Source organism: Acinetobacter sp. Marseille-Q1623 (assembly GCF_902809895.1).
In the GTDB taxonomy this organism is placed as follows: Bacteria; Pseudomonadota; Gammaproteobacteria; order Pseudomonadales; family Moraxellaceae; genus Acinetobacter; species Acinetobacter piscicola_A.
Genome location: NZ_CADDWG010000003.1, coordinates 172,050 through 189,501, shown reverse-complemented (window position 1 = coordinate 189,501; position 17,452 = coordinate 172,050). Strand labels below are relative to the sequence as shown.

Genomic DNA, 17,452 nt, shown 5'->3' with positions numbered 1-17,452 from the left:
AGTCTGCCATAAAAAATAAAATTATTATTATAGAGATTGTAATTATAGATAAATATCTTAAAATCAAACCTGCCTTTTCAATATATTCTTCATCAGAGCTTGTCTTATAAACCAATGATAAAAAAGACATTACAATAGTAGTAGGAACAAAATACCATGCGCCAGCTAACATGCTTGCTATAGCATAAATACCAACTTCATGACTTCCTTTTAAAGCTGCTAAGAAAAAATTAGCTGATTGCAGATAAATACTAACCGATAACATTGAAATAACTAACGGTATACCTACTGAAAAAAAATACTTCCGATACTTTTTAAATATATTTGCATTATAAGAATAAGATTTTTCAAAAATATTTTCTCTATCTTCTAAATACACTCTTATCATATATGGCAATAAAGTTACAGTAACTATAGGGAAAAATAGCAACTGAAAGCTTAATTTATACTCTACAATTATATACCTTACAACTAAGCTAAAAATTAATCCTACTGTATTTGCTATAACATTTAACTTTGACTTTAAAATTGCATTAAAATGGATAGCTCTCATATCAATAGCTGAAAAATAATTTGCTATTGCTGTTGCAATAAAAAAAATAAAATATTCAGAATCAATTCTAAAATAAAATACAAATAAAACTAAAATTGAAAGAGGTAAATAAATGCAAGTAATTAAATGCATCATATATTTCAATAAAATATTATTATTCTTTGCACTTTTACTTGCAGACTTAAAATAAACTTGATCTAGTCCTAAACGTGCTATGATATTAACAATGGCAAAAACTGATGCTGCTAAAGCTAAATACCCATAAATTGTTGGACCAAGGTATTTAGCAACAGCAGAAACAACAAAAATTAATCCAAAAAAAGAAATTCCTTTTTCTAGAATCATCCATGTAGCATTTTGTATTCTTGTATTTTTTAAAAGTCCTAAAAGATACATTTTCATGTAATTACAATCTAATATCTGACTCAGATTGATCAAGTACATATTTCAAATCATATAAAATATGTTGTTTTTTACCTAATGCACGAATTTGTTTTGAACCCATTTCTTTAAATTGATTATGTGCAACAGCTAAAATAATGGCATCATAATTGTCTTGTTTTAAACTTTGAATCGGTTTGATGCCATACTCATGCTGTGCTTCTTCACTATCAATCCATGGATCATAAATATCAGCATTAATATGATATTCTTTTAATTCACTAATAATATCAACAATTCTTGTATTGCGAATATCTGGACAGTTCTCTTTAAAACTTAAACCCAATACCAATACTTTAGCACCTTCAACTTGGATACGCTTTTTCAACATTCCTTTTACAAGTTGAGTAACAACATAAGCTCCCATAGAGTCATTTAAACGACGCCCTGCTAAAATAATTTCAGGATGGTAACCTATAGACTGTGCCTTATGTGTTAAATAGTAAGGGTCTACACCAATACAATGCCCACCGACTAAACCAGGACGAAATGGTAAAAAATTCCACTTTGTCCCTGCAGCTTTTAATACATCTTCTGTATCAATTCCCATTTTATTAAAAATAAGTGCTAACTCATTAATTAAAGCAATATTGACATCGCGCTGTGTATTTTCAATCACTTTAGCAGCTTCTGCCACTTTAATACTTGAAGCTTTATGCGTTCCCGCTTCAATAATTAAATTATAAACGTGATCAACATAATCAGCGACTTCAGCAGTAGAACCTGATGTAATCTTAAGAATATTAGTGACTCGATGCTCTTTATCGCCCGGATTAATACGCTCAGGGCTATAACCTGCAAAAAAATCTTCGTTAAACTTTAAACCTGAAATTTTTTCTAACACAGGAATACAGACTTCCTCTGTCGCACCAGGATAAACAGTCGATTCATAAACAACGATATCGCCTTTTTTCAACACTTGACCAATAGTAGTCGAAGCCTTAACCAATGGGGTTAAATCTGGTTGTTTAAAATCATCAATTGGGGTTGGAACTGTGACAATATAAAAGTTCGCATCCTTTAAATTTTCTACATTTGCACTATAAGATAGATATTCTGCTGTTCGTAATTCTTCTGGACTAACTTCTAAAGTGTGATCTTGCCCATTTCTTAATTCATCAATACGTTTTTGATAAATATCAAAACCAATGACTGGTATTTTTTTGCCAAATTCTACTGCTAAAGGTAAACCGACATAGCCTAATCCAATGATTGCTATCTTTAGTTGTTCAATCTGAAACATGCTTTTAAAATCCTGAGACTGGTTTTGAGTCCAGTTTATTATACAAAATAGAGTTTTATTCTAAATGAAAAGCTTGTAAATATTAACTGAAATTACATGTTTTTAACCAAAACGATTCATTTTATGTATTAATTATATTTATGCTAAACAAGTCTAGTAGGAATTTAACTTGTAATAGAATACAATTCGACCCATAAGGTCACTCCAAGTTACAATTTAATACAATTAAGGGTTTTGAATGTGAAGCATGCTCGCACCTCACTTTTTTTAGCAGTTTCGTTTTTATTTACTGGTTGTGCTATGACTTCTGGTCTGCAAACTTATGATGTGCCTGAACAAGGACAATATCAAACGGATCAAGGTGCAGCTCTTAATGTTGTTCAGCTAACACAAAGCACTTTACCGAGTATTTTAAATACAACTGATATTCAATCCCAAAATTTATATGCTTTGTTTCAAAATCAAAATAAAGTCTATCGTCTTAGTCCTGGTGATGTACTTTCGATTCAACTGTGGGCATATCCTGAAATCACCCCTCCTGTGACTCAAATGACTAACGATACGTCTGTACTGGCAAATGGTTACCGTATTGATCAAAACGGTTATATTCAAGCACCACTGATCGGTACGTATCGTGCTGAAGGCAAAACCCTAACGCAGATTAATAAAGAAATGCGTAGCTTATTTGCCAAATATTTAAAAACGCCTGATGTCGTTGTACGTGTACTTTCCTATGAAGGAAAACGATATTTTGTCAACGGGCAAGTGATGAAAAGTGGTCAATATACTTTAAACGATCAACCCATCAGTGTTTATACAGCATTAGGTCAAGCAGGCGGGATTAATTCTCAAACAGGCGACAATACCAATATTCAACTGATCCGTCATGGTCAAACTTATAACCTGAATACCATTGCACTTGAGAAACAAGGCTTATCTTTACATAATTTACTCATTCAACCGAATGACACTTTATTTGTAAATACTAAACAAGATCAGAAACTTTATGTATTAGGTGAATCTACCCGTACGCAAGCAGTAAATTTACGTGATCAAGGGATGACTTTAAGTGATGTATTGGGTGAAAGTGGTGGGATTAATCCAAACTCAGCCAGTGCGGCACGTATTTATGTGATGCGTACAGACCTTAATACTAAAGGTTCTACAGTCTATCAATTAGATTTAAGTAGCTTTGGTAATTTTGCATTAGCCAACCAATTTGCCATGCAAAAAAATGATATTGTTTATGTCGATGCAACTGGATTAACCCGTTGGCAACGTGTTATTAATCAAATCATTCCATTCTCAAATGCTTTATATAATATTGATCGGTTAGGGCAATAATGCAAATCCAAAATATTCTTGTCGTATGTGTGGGTAATATTTGTAGAAGTCCAATGGCTGAGTATTTTTTGAAAAATGCTCATCCTCAATTACATATAGAATCTGCTGGGCTTTCAGCGATGGTCGGACACACCGCTGATGATAAGGCCATCGCATGTATGGACAACAAAAACATTGATATGCGTGGGCATGTTGCCAAACAGATCAATGCTCAACTGATTAAGAAGTCGGATCTTATCTTGGTCATGAGTCACAAGCAGCAAAAACATATTGAGCAAACTTGGCCTTTTGCAAAAGGCAAAGTGTTTTTGCTTGGACATTGGCAAAATATCAATGTGCCTGACCCCTATAAACATGATCAAGCATTTTTTATAGAGACATGCGATAATATTCAACGTTATGTCACTGATTGGCAATCACATCTTTAAATTTTAATTAGTTGCAGTCATATGAACCAAAATTCAAGAACGAATGATGATACCATCGACTTAAAAGAGTTATTTTTTTCCTTAATTGCGCAGTGGAAAGTGATTGCCCTTTGTGTAATTCTGAGCCTAATTTGTGCTTTATTATACCTGCGTGTCACGCCTAATACCTATTCTACCGATGCCCTAGTACAAGTTGAAGAAAGTAAAGGGGCAGGTGCCGCTGCACTTTTAGGTGATTTATCGTCTGTTGTTGAGCAAAAATCTCCCGCTCAAGCTGAAATTGAAATCTTAAAATCTCGTATGGTTTTAGGAACTGTGATTCAGGATTTAAATCTCAATATCCAAATTCAAGATGATGAGGATGGTAAACTCCACCGTTTATTCAATAAAGATGAAATCCTTTTAGATTATCGTAAAGATGGTGTTTTTTATCAAAAGAATCAATCCAGCTTTTTAATTAAACAATTTAATGTGCCTGCTTTTTATCAAAATAAAGCACTCACTTTAGATTTAACCACGCCTAATCAATTTAAACTGATAGATGTGCAGAAAGAACAAGTTATTTTTACAGGGAAGTTAAATCAACTAAATCAAAATATTGATCGCTATGGTTCATGGTCAATTGAGATTGAGAGCAAAGTACCTTTTAAGCAAACTTTCACCATTGTTAAACAATCCTTACCTGCTGCTGTCACGTCTTTAAATGCGGATTATTCTGTAGCAGAGAAAGGTAAACTTACAGGTGTCATCGGGCTTAATTACCAAGGTCAAGACAAACAACATATTACTGAAGTTTTAAATAATATTTTGCATGTATATCACGCACAAAATATTGAACGTAAAACTTTAGAGTCAAAACAAACTTTAAAATTTTTAGATAAGCAGCTGCCTGAGCTTAAACAACAGCTTGAAGAATCTGAAATTAAGTTCAATAAATTCCGTGAACAATATAATACAATTGATGTTACGCAAGAATCTGAGTTAATGCTCAAACAAAATGTTGAACTTGAAAAAACACGTATTGAATTAAAGCAGAAACAAGCTGAACTTTCTGCAAAATATACTGCTAGTCATCCATTAATGGCTGAAATCAATGCTCAATTGGCAACCATTGATAAAAAAGCTAGCGAACTCAATCAAGCATTAAAACGTTTACCTGAAACACAACGTCTGTATTTGCAATTGTATCGTGATGTCAAAGTCAACAGCGAACTATATACTTCTTTACTTAATAACTACCAACAATTAAAGATTGCTGAAGCAGGTGAAATTGGTAATGTTCGTATCATTGATACAGCTGCTGAACCGATCAAACCAATTTCACCACGTAAACTCATTATTCTCATTCTCTCTATTTTTGTGGGTGGTTTTGTTGGGGTATTGATTGCGTTATTACGTAATCTCATGCATACAGGCATTAAAGACTCAGCGCAAATTGAAAATGAGTTGGATCTTCCTGTTTATGCGACGGTTCCACGTTCTCCTGTACAAGAAAGTCGTATTCAAATTCTCAAGAAGAAAAAATCGATTCCTATTCTTGCAGTGAAAAACAGTGATGATATTGCCATTGAAAGTTTACGTAGTATTCGTACCACGATTCACTTTTCTCTAGCAAATGCCAAAAATAATATCATTGCGGTATCCGGTCCTGCACCAGAAGTGGGTAAATCATTTATTTCGACTAACTTGGCGACTATTTTTGCGCAAAGTAATAAACGCGTCTTGTTAATTGATGCCGATATTCGTCGTGGGTATTTACACAAATATTTTTCTCGTGAGACTTCCCCTGGTTTGACTGAACTTTTAAACAATCAAAGTTCACTAGAACAAACCATTTTTAAAACTCAAGTGCCAAATTTGGATTTTATTGCGCGTGGTAAAAACCAGAGCAATCCATCTGAAATGTTAGGATCAAGCCAATTTAAAGCATTACTTGAACAGCTGTCTCAACAATATGATCATATCATTTTGGATACACCCCCTGTATTGGCGGTGACTGATGGTATTATCATTTCACAATATGCAGGTGTGAATTTAGTTGTCGCTCGTTATGCTAAAACTCAAATGAAAGAGCTTGAAATAACGCTTACACGTTTTGAACAAGCGGGTAGTAAAGTCAACGGTATTATCTTAAATGATATTAACCGTGCATCAGGTGGTAGCAGCTACGGCTATAACTATGCTTATAGCTATACCTCACATAAAGATGATTAAGTTAATTGAATGTCGAAAAATCCAGATCTATGATCTGGATTTTTTTTGGGAAATCCCTGTATATTTTTCGTTGATTTCATTGAATAAGTATATCGTTTCAGAGTAAGACGTTATATGCTTTGAGAGTTCAAGCTATCATTTAAAATATTTAGCTTTTTGCACGATAAAAATTTTAGGAAAGACCATGAGTAAAGCCTTACCCATCGCTGTTGCTGTATTATTAGGCGGTGCTGCACTTGTTCCTGTTTACTATGCAACACAACATCCTGTGGATGTAAATGCAAGTTCTATCTCCAAATCAGCAAAACCTGTCGAAAAAATCAGCTATGCTTTAGGCTATGAAGTTGCCAGCCAAACGCCACCTGAAGTTGATGTAGATACATTTATTACAGGGATCCGTGATGCACATGCGAAAAAAGAACGCATCTTCACTGATGAAGAATTACAAGCTGCGTATATTGAATTCCAAAAAGAAATGCAGACGAAACAAATCGCTGACTCAAAAGAAGCGGTATCTAAAAGTGATAATTTCTTAGCGGAAAATGCGAAAAAAGAAGGGATTAAAACCACTGCTTCTGGTCTACAATACAAAATCACTAAACAAGGTGATGGTAAAGCACCCTCTGCAAGTTCAGTCGTTACTGTCCACTACAAAGGTCAACTTCTTGATGGTAAAGTCTTTGACAGTTCATATGATCGTGGTGAACCGATTGAATTCCCACTGAATCAAGTGATTCCAGGTTGGACCGAAGGTTTACAATTAATGAAAGAAGGTGGAAAAGCGACCTTATATATTCCATCTAAATTGGCTTATGGTGAACAAGGTGTCCCTGGTACCATCCCTCCAAACAGTACCTTAATTTTTGATGTTGAATTAATTAAAGTAAAATAAAAATAAGGAGAGCACCTGCTCTCCTTTTTGGATGTATATGATGAAGAAAATAATTTTAGGGTTAAGCATTTTAATGGCAGTAAGTCATAGTCAGGCTGCAACTGTTAATAATAAAAGCCCACAAAAAGATCAATTTAGCTATAGCTATGGTTATGCTATGGGTAAAACGTATGCCGATATTTTAAAAGATATTCATCCAGAGGCTTTTTTACAAGGCTTACAACAAGGTGCGCTTGGACAAAAAACCAGTTTAACCGATGAAGAAATGGCAAAGGCTTTAGCACAGTATAAACAACAAAGCGAAGCCAAACAGCTCATAGCATTTCAACAAACAGCACAAGAAAATGGCAAACTTGGTGAAGCTTTTTTAGCTGAAAATGCAAAAAAATCAGGCATTATGACCACAAAATCAGGTTTGCAATATCAAATTTTACAAACAGGTCAAGGAAAAAAACCGACTGTGACATCCAAAGTATCCGTTAATTATGAAGGACGTTTACTCGATGGTACGGTTTTTGATAGCTCAATTGCACGTGGGCAACCTGTTGATTTTCAAGTCAGCCAAGTCATTTCGGGCTGGACAGAAGGTTTACAACTGATGCAAGAAGGTTCGAAATATCGCTTCTTTATTCCTGCAAAATTAGCATATGGGGATATGGGGGCAGGCGATAGCATAGGCCCGAACAGTACCCTGATTTTTGATGTTGAATTATTAAAAATTTTGCCTTAATTTTTTATTTATATTTTGAGAGCTTTTTAGCTCTCTTTTTATTCAAAGGTCAAACATGCTTAACAAAACCATAATTTTTTCAACACTTATATTATCTCAATCAGCTGTTTTTGCTGCATCTGCACTTGATAAAATCAGCTACGCACTTGGTTATGAAGTGGCCTCTCAATCTCCTCAGGAAGTGGCGATTGAACCATTTATTCAAGGCGTTCGTGATCAAAAAGCACAGAAAGCCAACGCATATACTGAAGAAGAATTACAAACGGCATATCATGAGTTTCAAAAAACATTAACAACCCAACATCTGCAAGAAGCGACAAATAATAGCGCGAAAGAATCTCTGTTTTTAAAGGAAAATGCCAAAAAACAAGGGGTCATCACCACGGCTTCAGGTTTACAATATAAGATCCTTTACCAAGGGACAGGTAAAAAACCCACGCCAGCGTCTATAGTAACCACACATTACAAAGGTCAACTTTTAGATGGAACAGTGTTTGATAGCTCTTATGCGCGTGGTGAGGCAATTGAATTTCCATTAAATCAAGTGATAGAGGGTTGGACTGAAGGTCTACAATTGTTAAATACTGGCAGTAAAGCAACGCTGTATATCCCCGCAAAACTTGCATACGGTCAAGATGGTGTACCAGGAACGATTCCACCTAACAGTACATTGATTTTTGATATCGAATTACTCAAAGTAAAATAATTAACCATAAAAAAACCTATAACTTAGGGATGAAGTTATAGGTTTCATTCTAAATTTAACAAATTAAATCAATGTTTTAAATGACGTGGTCTAAATCCGCTTGCCACTAAACCAATCGCATAGGCCAACACACCGACGACACACAATCCAACTACTTCAAGTATACGAATCCACTGCGCAGCACTACCATCATACCAAGTTAATGCATACCACAGCACAGCAATCATGCTGATATTAGCAATGAAAAATTGCACAAATAATTTTTTCCAATGTGCACCAAAACGGAAAATATTGCGTTTATGCAAATAGAAATACAGCATACCTGCATTCACCAATGCAGAACCTGAAGATGCAATGGCAAGTGCCATATGCTCAGCATGCCAATCAATCAGTTTAAAAATACCAATAAAGATCACGTTTAAAATTGCATTCGCTGCAACGGCCATTAAACCAACACGTACAGGCGTCTTTGTATCTTGAATCGCGTAAAAACCAGGTGCAAAGACTTTAATCAACATAAATGCCAATACCCCTGCACTCATACATTGCAACGCCATAGCCGTCATTTGTGTATCACGTACATCAAAAGCACCATGTTGGAAAAGCGCTTGAATAATCGGCGTAGACAACATAAACAGTGCAATACTTGCAGGTACACCCACTAAAACAATGACACGGGCTGCCCAATCTAGCATTTTTCTAAATTTTTCTTGGTCTTGTTCAGCTTTACTCATCGACAAAGACGGTAAAATGACAGTACCGATCGCGACACCAATTAAACCTAATGGTAGCTCTGTCATTCGCTCGGCACTGTATAACCAAGACACTGAACCATCCTGCATAAAAGATGCCCAAATGGTATTGAGTAATAAATTAATTTGCGTGACCGAAACACCAAACAAAGCAGGCAACATTAATTTTAAAATGCGTTCCACACCTTCATGTTTAAAATCAACTTTTGGTGGAATCAATAATTTTTTACGCCACAATTCAGGAATTTGAATGGCAAGTTGTAAAATCCCTGCTGCAACCACAGCCCAACCCAGTGCCATGATGGGTTCAGCCATATGTGGAGCAAGCCACCAAGCCCCTGCGATCATCGCCACATTTAACAGTACAGGTGAAAATGCAGGTGATGCAAATGAACCATAACTATTTAAAATACTGCTGGCAAATGCTGTCAGTGACATAAACATCAAATATGGAATCGTTAAACGAAACATATCAACAGCTAAGTCAAATTTAGCAGGATCATCATGGAAACCAGGGGCATAAACATACAAAATCACAGGTGCCGCAATCATAGAAAATAGCGTCAATAACGACATAACCGTTAATAAACAACCAAAAACACGGCTAATTAAAATCTGTACTTCGGCATGTAGTTTTGTAGTTTTGTATTCAGTTAAAACAGGAATAAAGGCTTGTGAAAAAGCTCCTTCAGCGAATAATCGCCGAAAAAAATTGGGGATGCGAAATGCAACAACAAAGGTATCGAAATCCTTACCTGCACCAAAGACATTTAACAATACCATATCTCGTACGAGTCCTAAGACCCGAGACAACATGGTCATAGAACTGACAATAAAGGTGGATCGCCACAGCGCCATTGCATTCACCCAGTTAAAATAAAGTCGCTATTGTAAATAAACTCAAAACAAATATCGTTGTAAAATCATAAATGATTTATTGTTTTTGCTTATGGAGTCGTGTTCTAAAATCGTCCCATTGAAAATGTGGACCAGGATCTGTTTTACGATGTGGTGCGATATCTGAATGCCCAGCTAAATGCTGATCTGTTTTAGGATAAGCTTTTTGTAAGGTCGCAACCACTTGCGCCAATGTTTGATATTGAATATCTTCAAAATCTAAATCATCACTCCCTTCGAGCTCAATGCCAATTGAATAATCATTGCATTCTACTTTGCCCAAGTAACTTGAACGTCCTGCATGCCAAGCACGGTCTTTAAAATTGACAAATTGCAGTACTTCACCTGCTCTTAAAATCAGTAAATGCGCTGAAACTTGCATCCCTTCAATGCTTTGAAAATAAGGATGTACTGACCAATCCAATTGATTTTGAAAAAATTGTTCAATATAGCCTCCACCAAATTGCGAAGGTGGCAAGCTGATATTATGAATCACGATCAGCTGAATTTCAGTATTTTCAGGACGTTGATTATAGTTTGGTGACGGTACTTGTCGTGCACCGATCAATTGACCATCTTTAACTTGGAATGGTGAACCCGATTGCATGTAGATTTCCTAAAAGCAGTATTTTTTGCTGTCATTTTCTTGTATTGCATTCAAAGTAGACCATCAACACAAGCTAAACTGAGTGTACTCTGTTCTGCTTTAAATGAAAAACTTCTTCAATATTACAACCACAATGCTAATATATCGCTCAAATTTTAGGGTGAACCGAAAGGGAATTTCCATGAGCATTTCGCAAGCACTGCTTGAACAATCCATACAAATCAATATTCAACAAGCACTACAAGAAGATATTGGCGAAGGTGATATTACTGCCCTACTCACGCCCGAAGATGAACAAGCAACAGCGACGATCATTACCCGTGAAGACATGATTTTAGCAGGTCAGCCTTGGGTCAATGCCTTGATTCAAGCTTATGATCCAAATGTACAGATCACATGGTTGAAAAATGATGGTGACATGGTCAAAGCCAATGAAACCATTTATAAACTTGCAGGTTCTGCACGTAGTTTACTCACTGTAGAACGCCCTGCTTTAAATTTCATCCAAACCTTATCGGCTGTAGCGACCAAAACTGCAGATTATGTCAAACAACTCGAAGGGTTGAACACTAAATTACTGGATACACGTAAAACCTTACCAGGCTTACGTATTGCACAAAAATATGCGGTTGCAATAGGTGGGGGTCAAAACCATCGTTTAGGTTTATTTGATGCCTTTTTAATTAAAGAAAATCATATCATGGCAGCAGGAGGCATTGCACAAGCCATTGCCAAAGCACATCACATTGCACCCAACAAGCCTGTGGAAGTGGAAGTGGAAACATGGGATGAACTTAATCAAGCCCTTGAAGCCAAAGCTGATATTGTGATGTTAGATAATTTTAGCCAACAGCAAATGATTGATGCAGTCAAACATGTTGCAGGACGCTGTAAATTAGAAGCATCGGGTAATATTACCATTGATAATTTACGTGAAGTGGCAAGTACAGGCGTTGATTATATTTCTATGGGTGTATTGACCAAAGACGTCAAAGCTGTTGATTTATCGATGCGTTTTAATGCTTAACTGATTTAAATATCATGTATTTCTCCTTGGGCTTCTCTCACCAAGGGGAAATAACGCTTTCATTTTGATTACAATTTAATCTAATTAAAACTTTGAAAGCCCTCTTGAACGGCTTATAATTGCCGTCCTCCTAAAATCAAACTTCTCTCTGCAAATGAAGACTTTAAGACAACAAGTACTTTTTCTACTTGTGGCTTTTGTATCAGTATTGGCTTTTTTTCTGTATCAAGAAAATATTCAACATTTCTTGAATTTACCTGAAGCTTATCGAGAATTACGTCTATTTAAATATGGCTTTTCTGTACTCTTAAATTATGCCTTAATTAGTTTGATTTATTTGATATTCAGACGTACTTTTGCCACGATTCTGGTCAGCCAAGTGTTGATCTTTGTCTTAACCTTTATCAATATTAAAAAAGAGCAATATCTATCTGCGAGTTTGATTCCAAGCGATTTTTTATTGCTCAAAGAAACACTCATTGCAGCACCAATGTTACTCAAATTTGTATTTTTTGCAGGACTACTCGTCTGTATCGCACTGATGGTATGGTTATATAAAAAAGAACGTGCCGAAAAAAATACTTTACTTTGGGCGAATGCAGTACTGTCCCTATCAATTTTAGGCTTCTTCATTACTGCGAATTTTCAAAATAATTTTAGTCAAACCTGTTCAGGTGACAATAAGCCAAGTTTATGTAAATACAATATTTATTTACCAAATACTCGCAGTGATTGGGTCGGCGATCACATGAATATTCGCCAACTCGGTTTTAGCGCATTTTTCTTTTCTAAAACAGTCGATGGCATTAAAGCCAAAGTTTCGAATACGGCAAATATTCCTGAAACGAAAATTCAGAGTTTACTCACTGCTCCCGCTACGGCGCTAGATGTAGACAATCAGCCGAGTTCAGCGACAGAAAAAGTATTACCCAATATTATTTTTGTTATGAGCGAGTCCCATTGGGATGCAACCAAGCTTGATTCCAGTATTCCTAAAAATATTACCCCAACCATTGCAAAAAATCAGGTGAGTCAATTGTTATCACCGAGCTTTGGTGGTGGGACTGCCAACGTTGAATTCGAAGTATTGACCAGTTTAAATACTCATTTAAACCAGAACCAATTGGCTTATGTGGCAAAATTAAAACGTCCGACCTATTCATTACCCATGTATTTAAATAGTTTGGGCTATAACACGACTGCCATGCATAACAATGGTAAATATTTTTATAATCGTAGCAGTGTCTACCAAAATTTGGGTTTTAACCAATTTACCTCGATTGAAAATATGGTCAGCGCTGCTCAACGCAGTCAATATATCAACAAAGCAGGTTGGGCAAATGATGATTTGATTTATAACAGTATTGAACAACAGCTCAAACAACAGGATCAGCCACAATTTATCTATGCCATCAGTGTCGAAAATCATCCAATGTATAATGATGACCGTTTTGGCGCGGATAATTTTAAAATCACCAAAAAAGGCATTAGTGATCGATCAAAACGTGCGCTAAATACCTATTTATCAGGTATGCAACGTGCCGATCAGCATTTAAAAGCTTTACTTGATTCGGTCAAACAGTTACAACGTCCAACCATTGTGATTTTCTTTGGCGATCATTTACCTAATTTACAAAACGTCTATGATGAATATGGTTTTTGGGGGTCTGAACAAGCCAAAACTGAAAAAAACGATGTTCGTTTTTATGAAACACCTTTGGCAATTTGGAGTAATTTCCCATTAGACAAAAAACAATGGGCTGAACCGTTTATTCCTGCACACTTTCTTGCACCCCGTGTGTTAGAAGCTGCCCATGTCCCACTGTCGCCGTATTATCAATTTATTCAAAAAGTGAATCATTGTTATACCGCGATTCATAAAACAGGGAATCACAGCAATCAAAATTGTGAAGGCAATGCAGCACAATTATTGAATGATTATAAAGCTTTGAATCTTGATGTTTTAGATGGGAAAAACTTTAGTTATCAGTTGATGCATCCGAGTTTGGAAGCAAATCAAGCGGCTTTATAACATTATGTTGACATTAAACTTCTGAATCGTGTTCTATAGATTGAGAAGTTTTTTGATGTTTTTGTACTGAAATCTGTTCAACTTCTTGTGTTGAACGTGGTGCTGTGGTCATTAAAAGAAAGGTCGTCACCATCAATCCGATAATCAATAAATTCATATTCCCTCTCGTCATCGTTTCTAAAGGCAAGCATTGTAAAAATAAAGCATGCTGATTTTTTAAAGATGACGTTACACAAGCCCTCTTTTTATATGGAGAAATGTAAAGTAGTCAATATAGGGGGAAATAAAATAAGGTGCCGTAGCACCTTATAGAATAATAGAGTTTTAGCTATTAAATCCCATATACGGGTCTGAAATTGAATCCTGATTATTTTCAATACGACCTGCAAAACGACGGCTAAAAGAAGCATCATTCTGCATGCTTACGGTGAAATCATACCAGCCACCAAACTCAGTCATATCTAAAACTAAGGACTGCTCAGCAGGGCTTGTCTCAATTTCCCATGTTTTATTCGCTAAATAAGCATTGGCTTTTATTAACAATTTGCTGGTTTTTGCGCCATCATTGCGGACTTTTAAAGTCAGCTTATAACTACACTCTTCGACACAAATACGAATTTCAGGCAAACTTTCTTTCTGATTCTTTGCAGTTAAATCGCCGGTAAAACTACGATGAAAACCATTCGGTCCTAATACCCACAAATCATATTTGTCGTTAAATCTATTCCAGACATCATCAAGTTGTTTACCTGCCTCAACCATATAACGCTTCGGAATCGCATTGAGATTTAAGCGATCATAGACATGAAATACCGCCGCTTGAGTCCCTGTATTTGAAAACATCAATTTAACGTTTTGTGTGGCTGCATCAACTTCGGCACTGGTATGTAAAATATAAGGCAATGCTTTAGATGGACGTACCCCTATTTCTTGCTTAGGGAATACCGCCAAATTTGGTCGAGTGACTTGTGGTAAAACTGCTTGTGCCTGACGAATTGCATCTGCCTGATCTTTCGTTTTTTGACCTGCTAACATAGGTAAAGCCGATGTATTGGGTGTTTTAAAATTAAAGGCCGTCGTCAAATCACCGCAGACAGCACGACGATATGGACTGATATTGGGTTCTTTAACTGCAAAACGTTCTTCTAAGAAACGAATCACCGAAGTATGGTCAAACACTTGAGAATTGACCCAGCCACCACGACTCCAAGGCGAAATTACATACATAGGTACTCGAACGCCGGGCCCATAGACACGCCCATCAGGTTGAGGTTGAGATTTAGATCCTGCCACCGCAACATGATCAAAATATTCAAAAGCCAATTCACTTGTGCTTAATGTGGTTTTACCTTGGAGATGACCTTTTTCATCACGAGATGGCGCACTAGGTGATGGGATATGATCAAAAAAACCATCATTTTCATCAAAATTCACCAAAAGCACGGTTTGACTCCATACTTCTGGATTGGCAGTCAATGCATTTAATAATTCTTGAATATACCACGCCCCTTGTACTGGGCTTGATGGTCCAGGATGTTCACTATAAGTTGCAGGTGCAACGATCCAGCTCACTTGTGGTAATTTCTTTTGTGCAATATCATCTTTTAAAGCTTGTAAAAAACCACCATCTGGCATGGTATTGGCGATCCCTTTATACAACGGCTGAGTCGCATCAATTTTTTCATCATAAGCAGGACTTTTCAGATCATCATGACTCACGGGTTGACCTGATAACTCATTCGCACGACGGTATTGTTTAAAACCTGCTAATGGATTGTCGGTAAAATTATCTGGCATGGCTTGATAAACTTTCCATGTGACACCTGCCTGTTGTAAACGCTCAGGATAAGTCGTCCAATCATAGCCGACTGTAGATGCACCCATCGCATCAAACTCATTCACTACACTCGCGACATTAGCACCTGTTGGACCATTGGTTCCTGTCCAAATAAATTTTCGATTCGGGTTCGTGCCTGCATGCATTGCACAGTGATAAGCATCACAAATGGTAAAAGCATTGGCGAGCGCAAATTGATATTCGAGTTCAGCTTGTTTGTAATATCCCATGGATTGCGGTTGCTTATGTTCCACCCAATTGCCCATACGTCCTGCATCCCACGCATCTTGACCATCTTTCCAAGAATGTGGTGTTCCACTAACACGTTGTGCATTACCTAATTTACTGTCTAAGTGATAAGGCAACACTTTATTTTTGTTTTTATCGTATTGTTCCCAAACTTTGCGTCCATTTGACAATGGAATGGTAAAACGATCTCCAAAACCGCGCACACCTTTTAAGGTACCAAAATAATTATCAAAAGAACGATTTTCTTGCGTTAAAATCACCACATGTTTAACGTCTTGAATGGTTCCTGTTTCAACTTTGGCATCAATTGCTAAAGCTTTTTGAATACTGGCAGGGAAACTTGCAAGTGCAGCAGCACCAAATATAGTCTTAGTAGAATTAATTAAAAAATCACGACGATTCATCTTCAATATCCTTAATTTTTATTATGGTGCGCAGTGCATTTTACAATTTGACACAGGTGGATTTGGCGTTTGGCTTGAATCACCGTCATTATCGTCTTTACATCCACTGAGCATTAAACAACAGCTTGTGGCTAAAATTAAAAATAAACTTTTCATTGACCATTTCCGTATTTCAAAGAAGCTGTTAGTCAATACAAAGCCCATGACAGTTTGGTGATGCTTTGGTTTCAATTCCATTAAGCTTTTGAATGAACAATAAAAAACGCATCCGAAGATGCGTTCATTTTCAAGCGAATTAAATTACCAACCTAATGCTTCTTGTTGTTTTTTCACAAGTTCTGCAATGCCTTTTTCAGCCATTTCGAGCATGGCATTGGATTGCGCACGGGTAAATGGCTTTTCTTCTGCAGTGCCTTGAATCTCAATGAATTCGCCAGATTGAGTCATCACTACATTTAAGTCAGTTTGACAGTTCGAATCTTCTTCATAGCAAAGATCAAGTAATACTTCATCTTTATAGATTCCCACTGAAATTGCAGCAACTAAACCTTTTAATGGGTCTTGTTTAATTTTTTTCTTTTCAAGCAATACATTCATTGCATCGATCAATGCAACCGCTGCACCTGTAATCGATGCTGTACGTGTACCGCCATCCGCTTGGATCACATCACAGTCGATGGTAATGGTATTTTCACCAAGTTTTTTGAGGTCAACCATGGCACGTAAGCTACGACCAATCAAACGTTGGATTTCTTGAGTACGACCTGATTGTTTTCCACGTGCTGCTTCACGGTCACTACGTGTGTGTGTTGAGCGGGGCAACATGCCGTATTCTGCAGTGACCCAACCTTGACCTTGACCTTTGAGGAAACGTGGTACTGAGTTGTCAATACTTGCAGTACAAAGCACTTTGGTATGACCAAATTCAACCAATACAGAACCTTCCGCATAACGTGTGTAATTACGGGTAATTTTAACGTCACGTAATTGGTCTAATGCACGTTGGTCAAGACGCATAGTAAATCCTTAGTTTGCTCGAAAATAATGCGAGATAGTATAACAGATGATAAGGTGATGGTTTTGTTACAAGTTGAGT

The 17,452-nt window shown here is 36.6% G+C and carries 15 protein-coding genes; 8 read left to right on the top strand and 7 right to left on the bottom strand.

The genetic code is table 11. The features are described 5' to 3' along the window. The coding region (locus HUV91_RS16410; protein ID WP_174494120.1) for an oligosaccharide flippase family protein at positions 1-955 on the bottom strand (955 nt) is incomplete at its 3' end. Between the two features lie 4 nt (positions 956-959). Further along, the gene (tviB, locus tag HUV91_RS16405; RefSeq protein ID WP_174494119.1) at positions 960-2,237 is read right to left on the bottom strand and encodes a Vi polysaccharide biosynthesis UDP-N-acetylglucosamine C-6 dehydrogenase TviB; all 1,278 of its coding nucleotides are present in this window, start codon (positions 2,235-2,237) and stop codon (positions 960-962) included. 240 nt (positions 2,238-2,477) lie between these two features. Between tviB and HUV91_RS16400 the strand changes: the two genes are divergently transcribed. From HUV91_RS16400 to HUV91_RS16375, 6 genes are all read left to right on the top strand, one after another. Then, the gene (locus HUV91_RS16400; RefSeq protein ID WP_174494118.1) at positions 2,478-3,581 is read left to right on the top strand and encodes a polysaccharide biosynthesis/export family protein; all 1,104 of its coding nucleotides are present in this window, start codon (positions 2,478-2,480) and stop codon (positions 3,579-3,581) included. Continuing rightward, on the top strand, positions 3,581-4,009 hold the full coding sequence (locus HUV91_RS16395) for a low molecular weight protein-tyrosine-phosphatase (RefSeq protein WP_111860654.1): 429 nt from the start codon (positions 3,581-3,583) through the stop codon (positions 4,007-4,009). Before HUV91_RS16400 ends, HUV91_RS16395 begins: the two co-directional genes overlap by 1 nt. Positions 4,010-4,030: 21 nt before the next feature. Beyond that, positions 4,031-6,223 (top strand): polysaccharide biosynthesis tyrosine autokinase, encoded by a 2,193-nt coding sequence (locus HUV91_RS16390; RefSeq protein WP_174494117.1) that lies wholly within the window; start codon positions 4,031-4,033, stop codon positions 6,221-6,223. A gap of 184 nt (positions 6,224-6,407) precedes the next feature. Then, positions 6,408-7,115, top strand: coding sequence for an FKBP-type peptidyl-prolyl cis-trans isomerase (locus HUV91_RS16385; protein WP_174494116.1), 708 nt, complete (start codon positions 6,408-6,410; stop codon positions 7,113-7,115). Between the two features lie 40 nt (positions 7,116-7,155). After that, positions 7,156-7,845, top strand: coding sequence for an FKBP-type peptidyl-prolyl cis-trans isomerase (locus HUV91_RS16380; protein WP_174494115.1), 690 nt, complete (start codon positions 7,156-7,158; stop codon positions 7,843-7,845). A gap of 55 nt (positions 7,846-7,900) precedes the next feature. After that, on the top strand, positions 7,901-8,551 hold the full coding sequence (locus tag HUV91_RS16375; RefSeq protein ID WP_174494114.1) for an FKBP-type peptidyl-prolyl cis-trans isomerase: 651 nt from the start codon (positions 7,901-7,903) through the stop codon (positions 8,549-8,551). Positions 8,552-8,619: 68 nt separating this feature from the next. Here HUV91_RS16375 and murJ read toward each other — a convergent pair whose 3' ends face one another. Both murJ and ampD read right to left on the bottom strand, forming a co-directional pair. Next, positions 8,620-10,170: a murein biosynthesis integral membrane protein MurJ gene (gene murJ, locus HUV91_RS16370; RefSeq protein ID WP_174494113.1), complete on the bottom strand. Its 1,551-nt coding sequence runs from the start codon at positions 10,168-10,170 to the stop codon at positions 8,620-8,622. Positions 10,171-10,237: 67 nt separating this feature from the next. Next, positions 10,238-10,807 (bottom strand): 1,6-anhydro-N-acetylmuramyl-L-alanine amidase AmpD, encoded by a 570-nt coding sequence (gene ampD / locus HUV91_RS16365; protein ID WP_174494112.1) that lies wholly within the window; start codon positions 10,805-10,807, stop codon positions 10,238-10,240. A gap of 181 nt (positions 10,808-10,988) precedes the next feature. Between ampD and nadC the strand changes: the two genes are divergently transcribed. Together nadC and HUV91_RS16355 are read left to right on the top strand one after the other, a co-directional pair. Further along, positions 10,989-11,834 carry a carboxylating nicotinate-nucleotide diphosphorylase gene (gene nadC / locus HUV91_RS16360; protein WP_174494111.1) on the top strand — a complete coding sequence of 282 codons (846 nt, stop codon included), beginning with the start codon at positions 10,989-10,991 and terminating at the stop codon, positions 11,832-11,834. Positions 11,835-11,988: 154 nt separating this feature from the next. Further along, complete coding sequence (locus tag HUV91_RS16355; protein ID WP_174494110.1) at positions 11,989-13,866, top strand: LTA synthase family protein; 1,878 nt, start codon at positions 11,989-11,991, stop codon at positions 13,864-13,866. Positions 13,867-13,879: 13 nt separating this feature from the next. On the opposite strand, the gene HUV91_RS16350 is transcribed toward HUV91_RS16355, so the two are convergent. The 3 genes from HUV91_RS16350 to rph all read right to left on the bottom strand — a co-directional run bounded on the left by HUV91_RS16350 (position 13,880) and on the right by rph (position 17,373). Further along, a complete protein-coding gene (locus tag HUV91_RS16350) occupies positions 13,880-14,023 on the bottom strand; it encodes a hypothetical protein (protein ID WP_174494109.1) in 144 nt (47 codons plus the stop codon). Between the two features lie 167 nt (positions 14,024-14,190). Continuing rightward, a complete protein-coding gene (locus tag HUV91_RS16345) occupies positions 14,191-16,356 on the bottom strand; it encodes a phosphocholine-specific phospholipase C (protein ID WP_174494108.1) in 2,166 nt (721 codons plus the stop codon). Positions 16,357-16,656: 300 nt separating this feature from the next. Then, positions 16,657-17,373 (bottom strand): ribonuclease PH, encoded by a 717-nt coding sequence (gene rph / locus HUV91_RS16340; RefSeq protein WP_174494107.1) that lies wholly within the window; start codon positions 17,371-17,373, stop codon positions 16,657-16,659. Between the last annotated feature and the right edge of the window lie 79 nt (positions 17,374-17,452).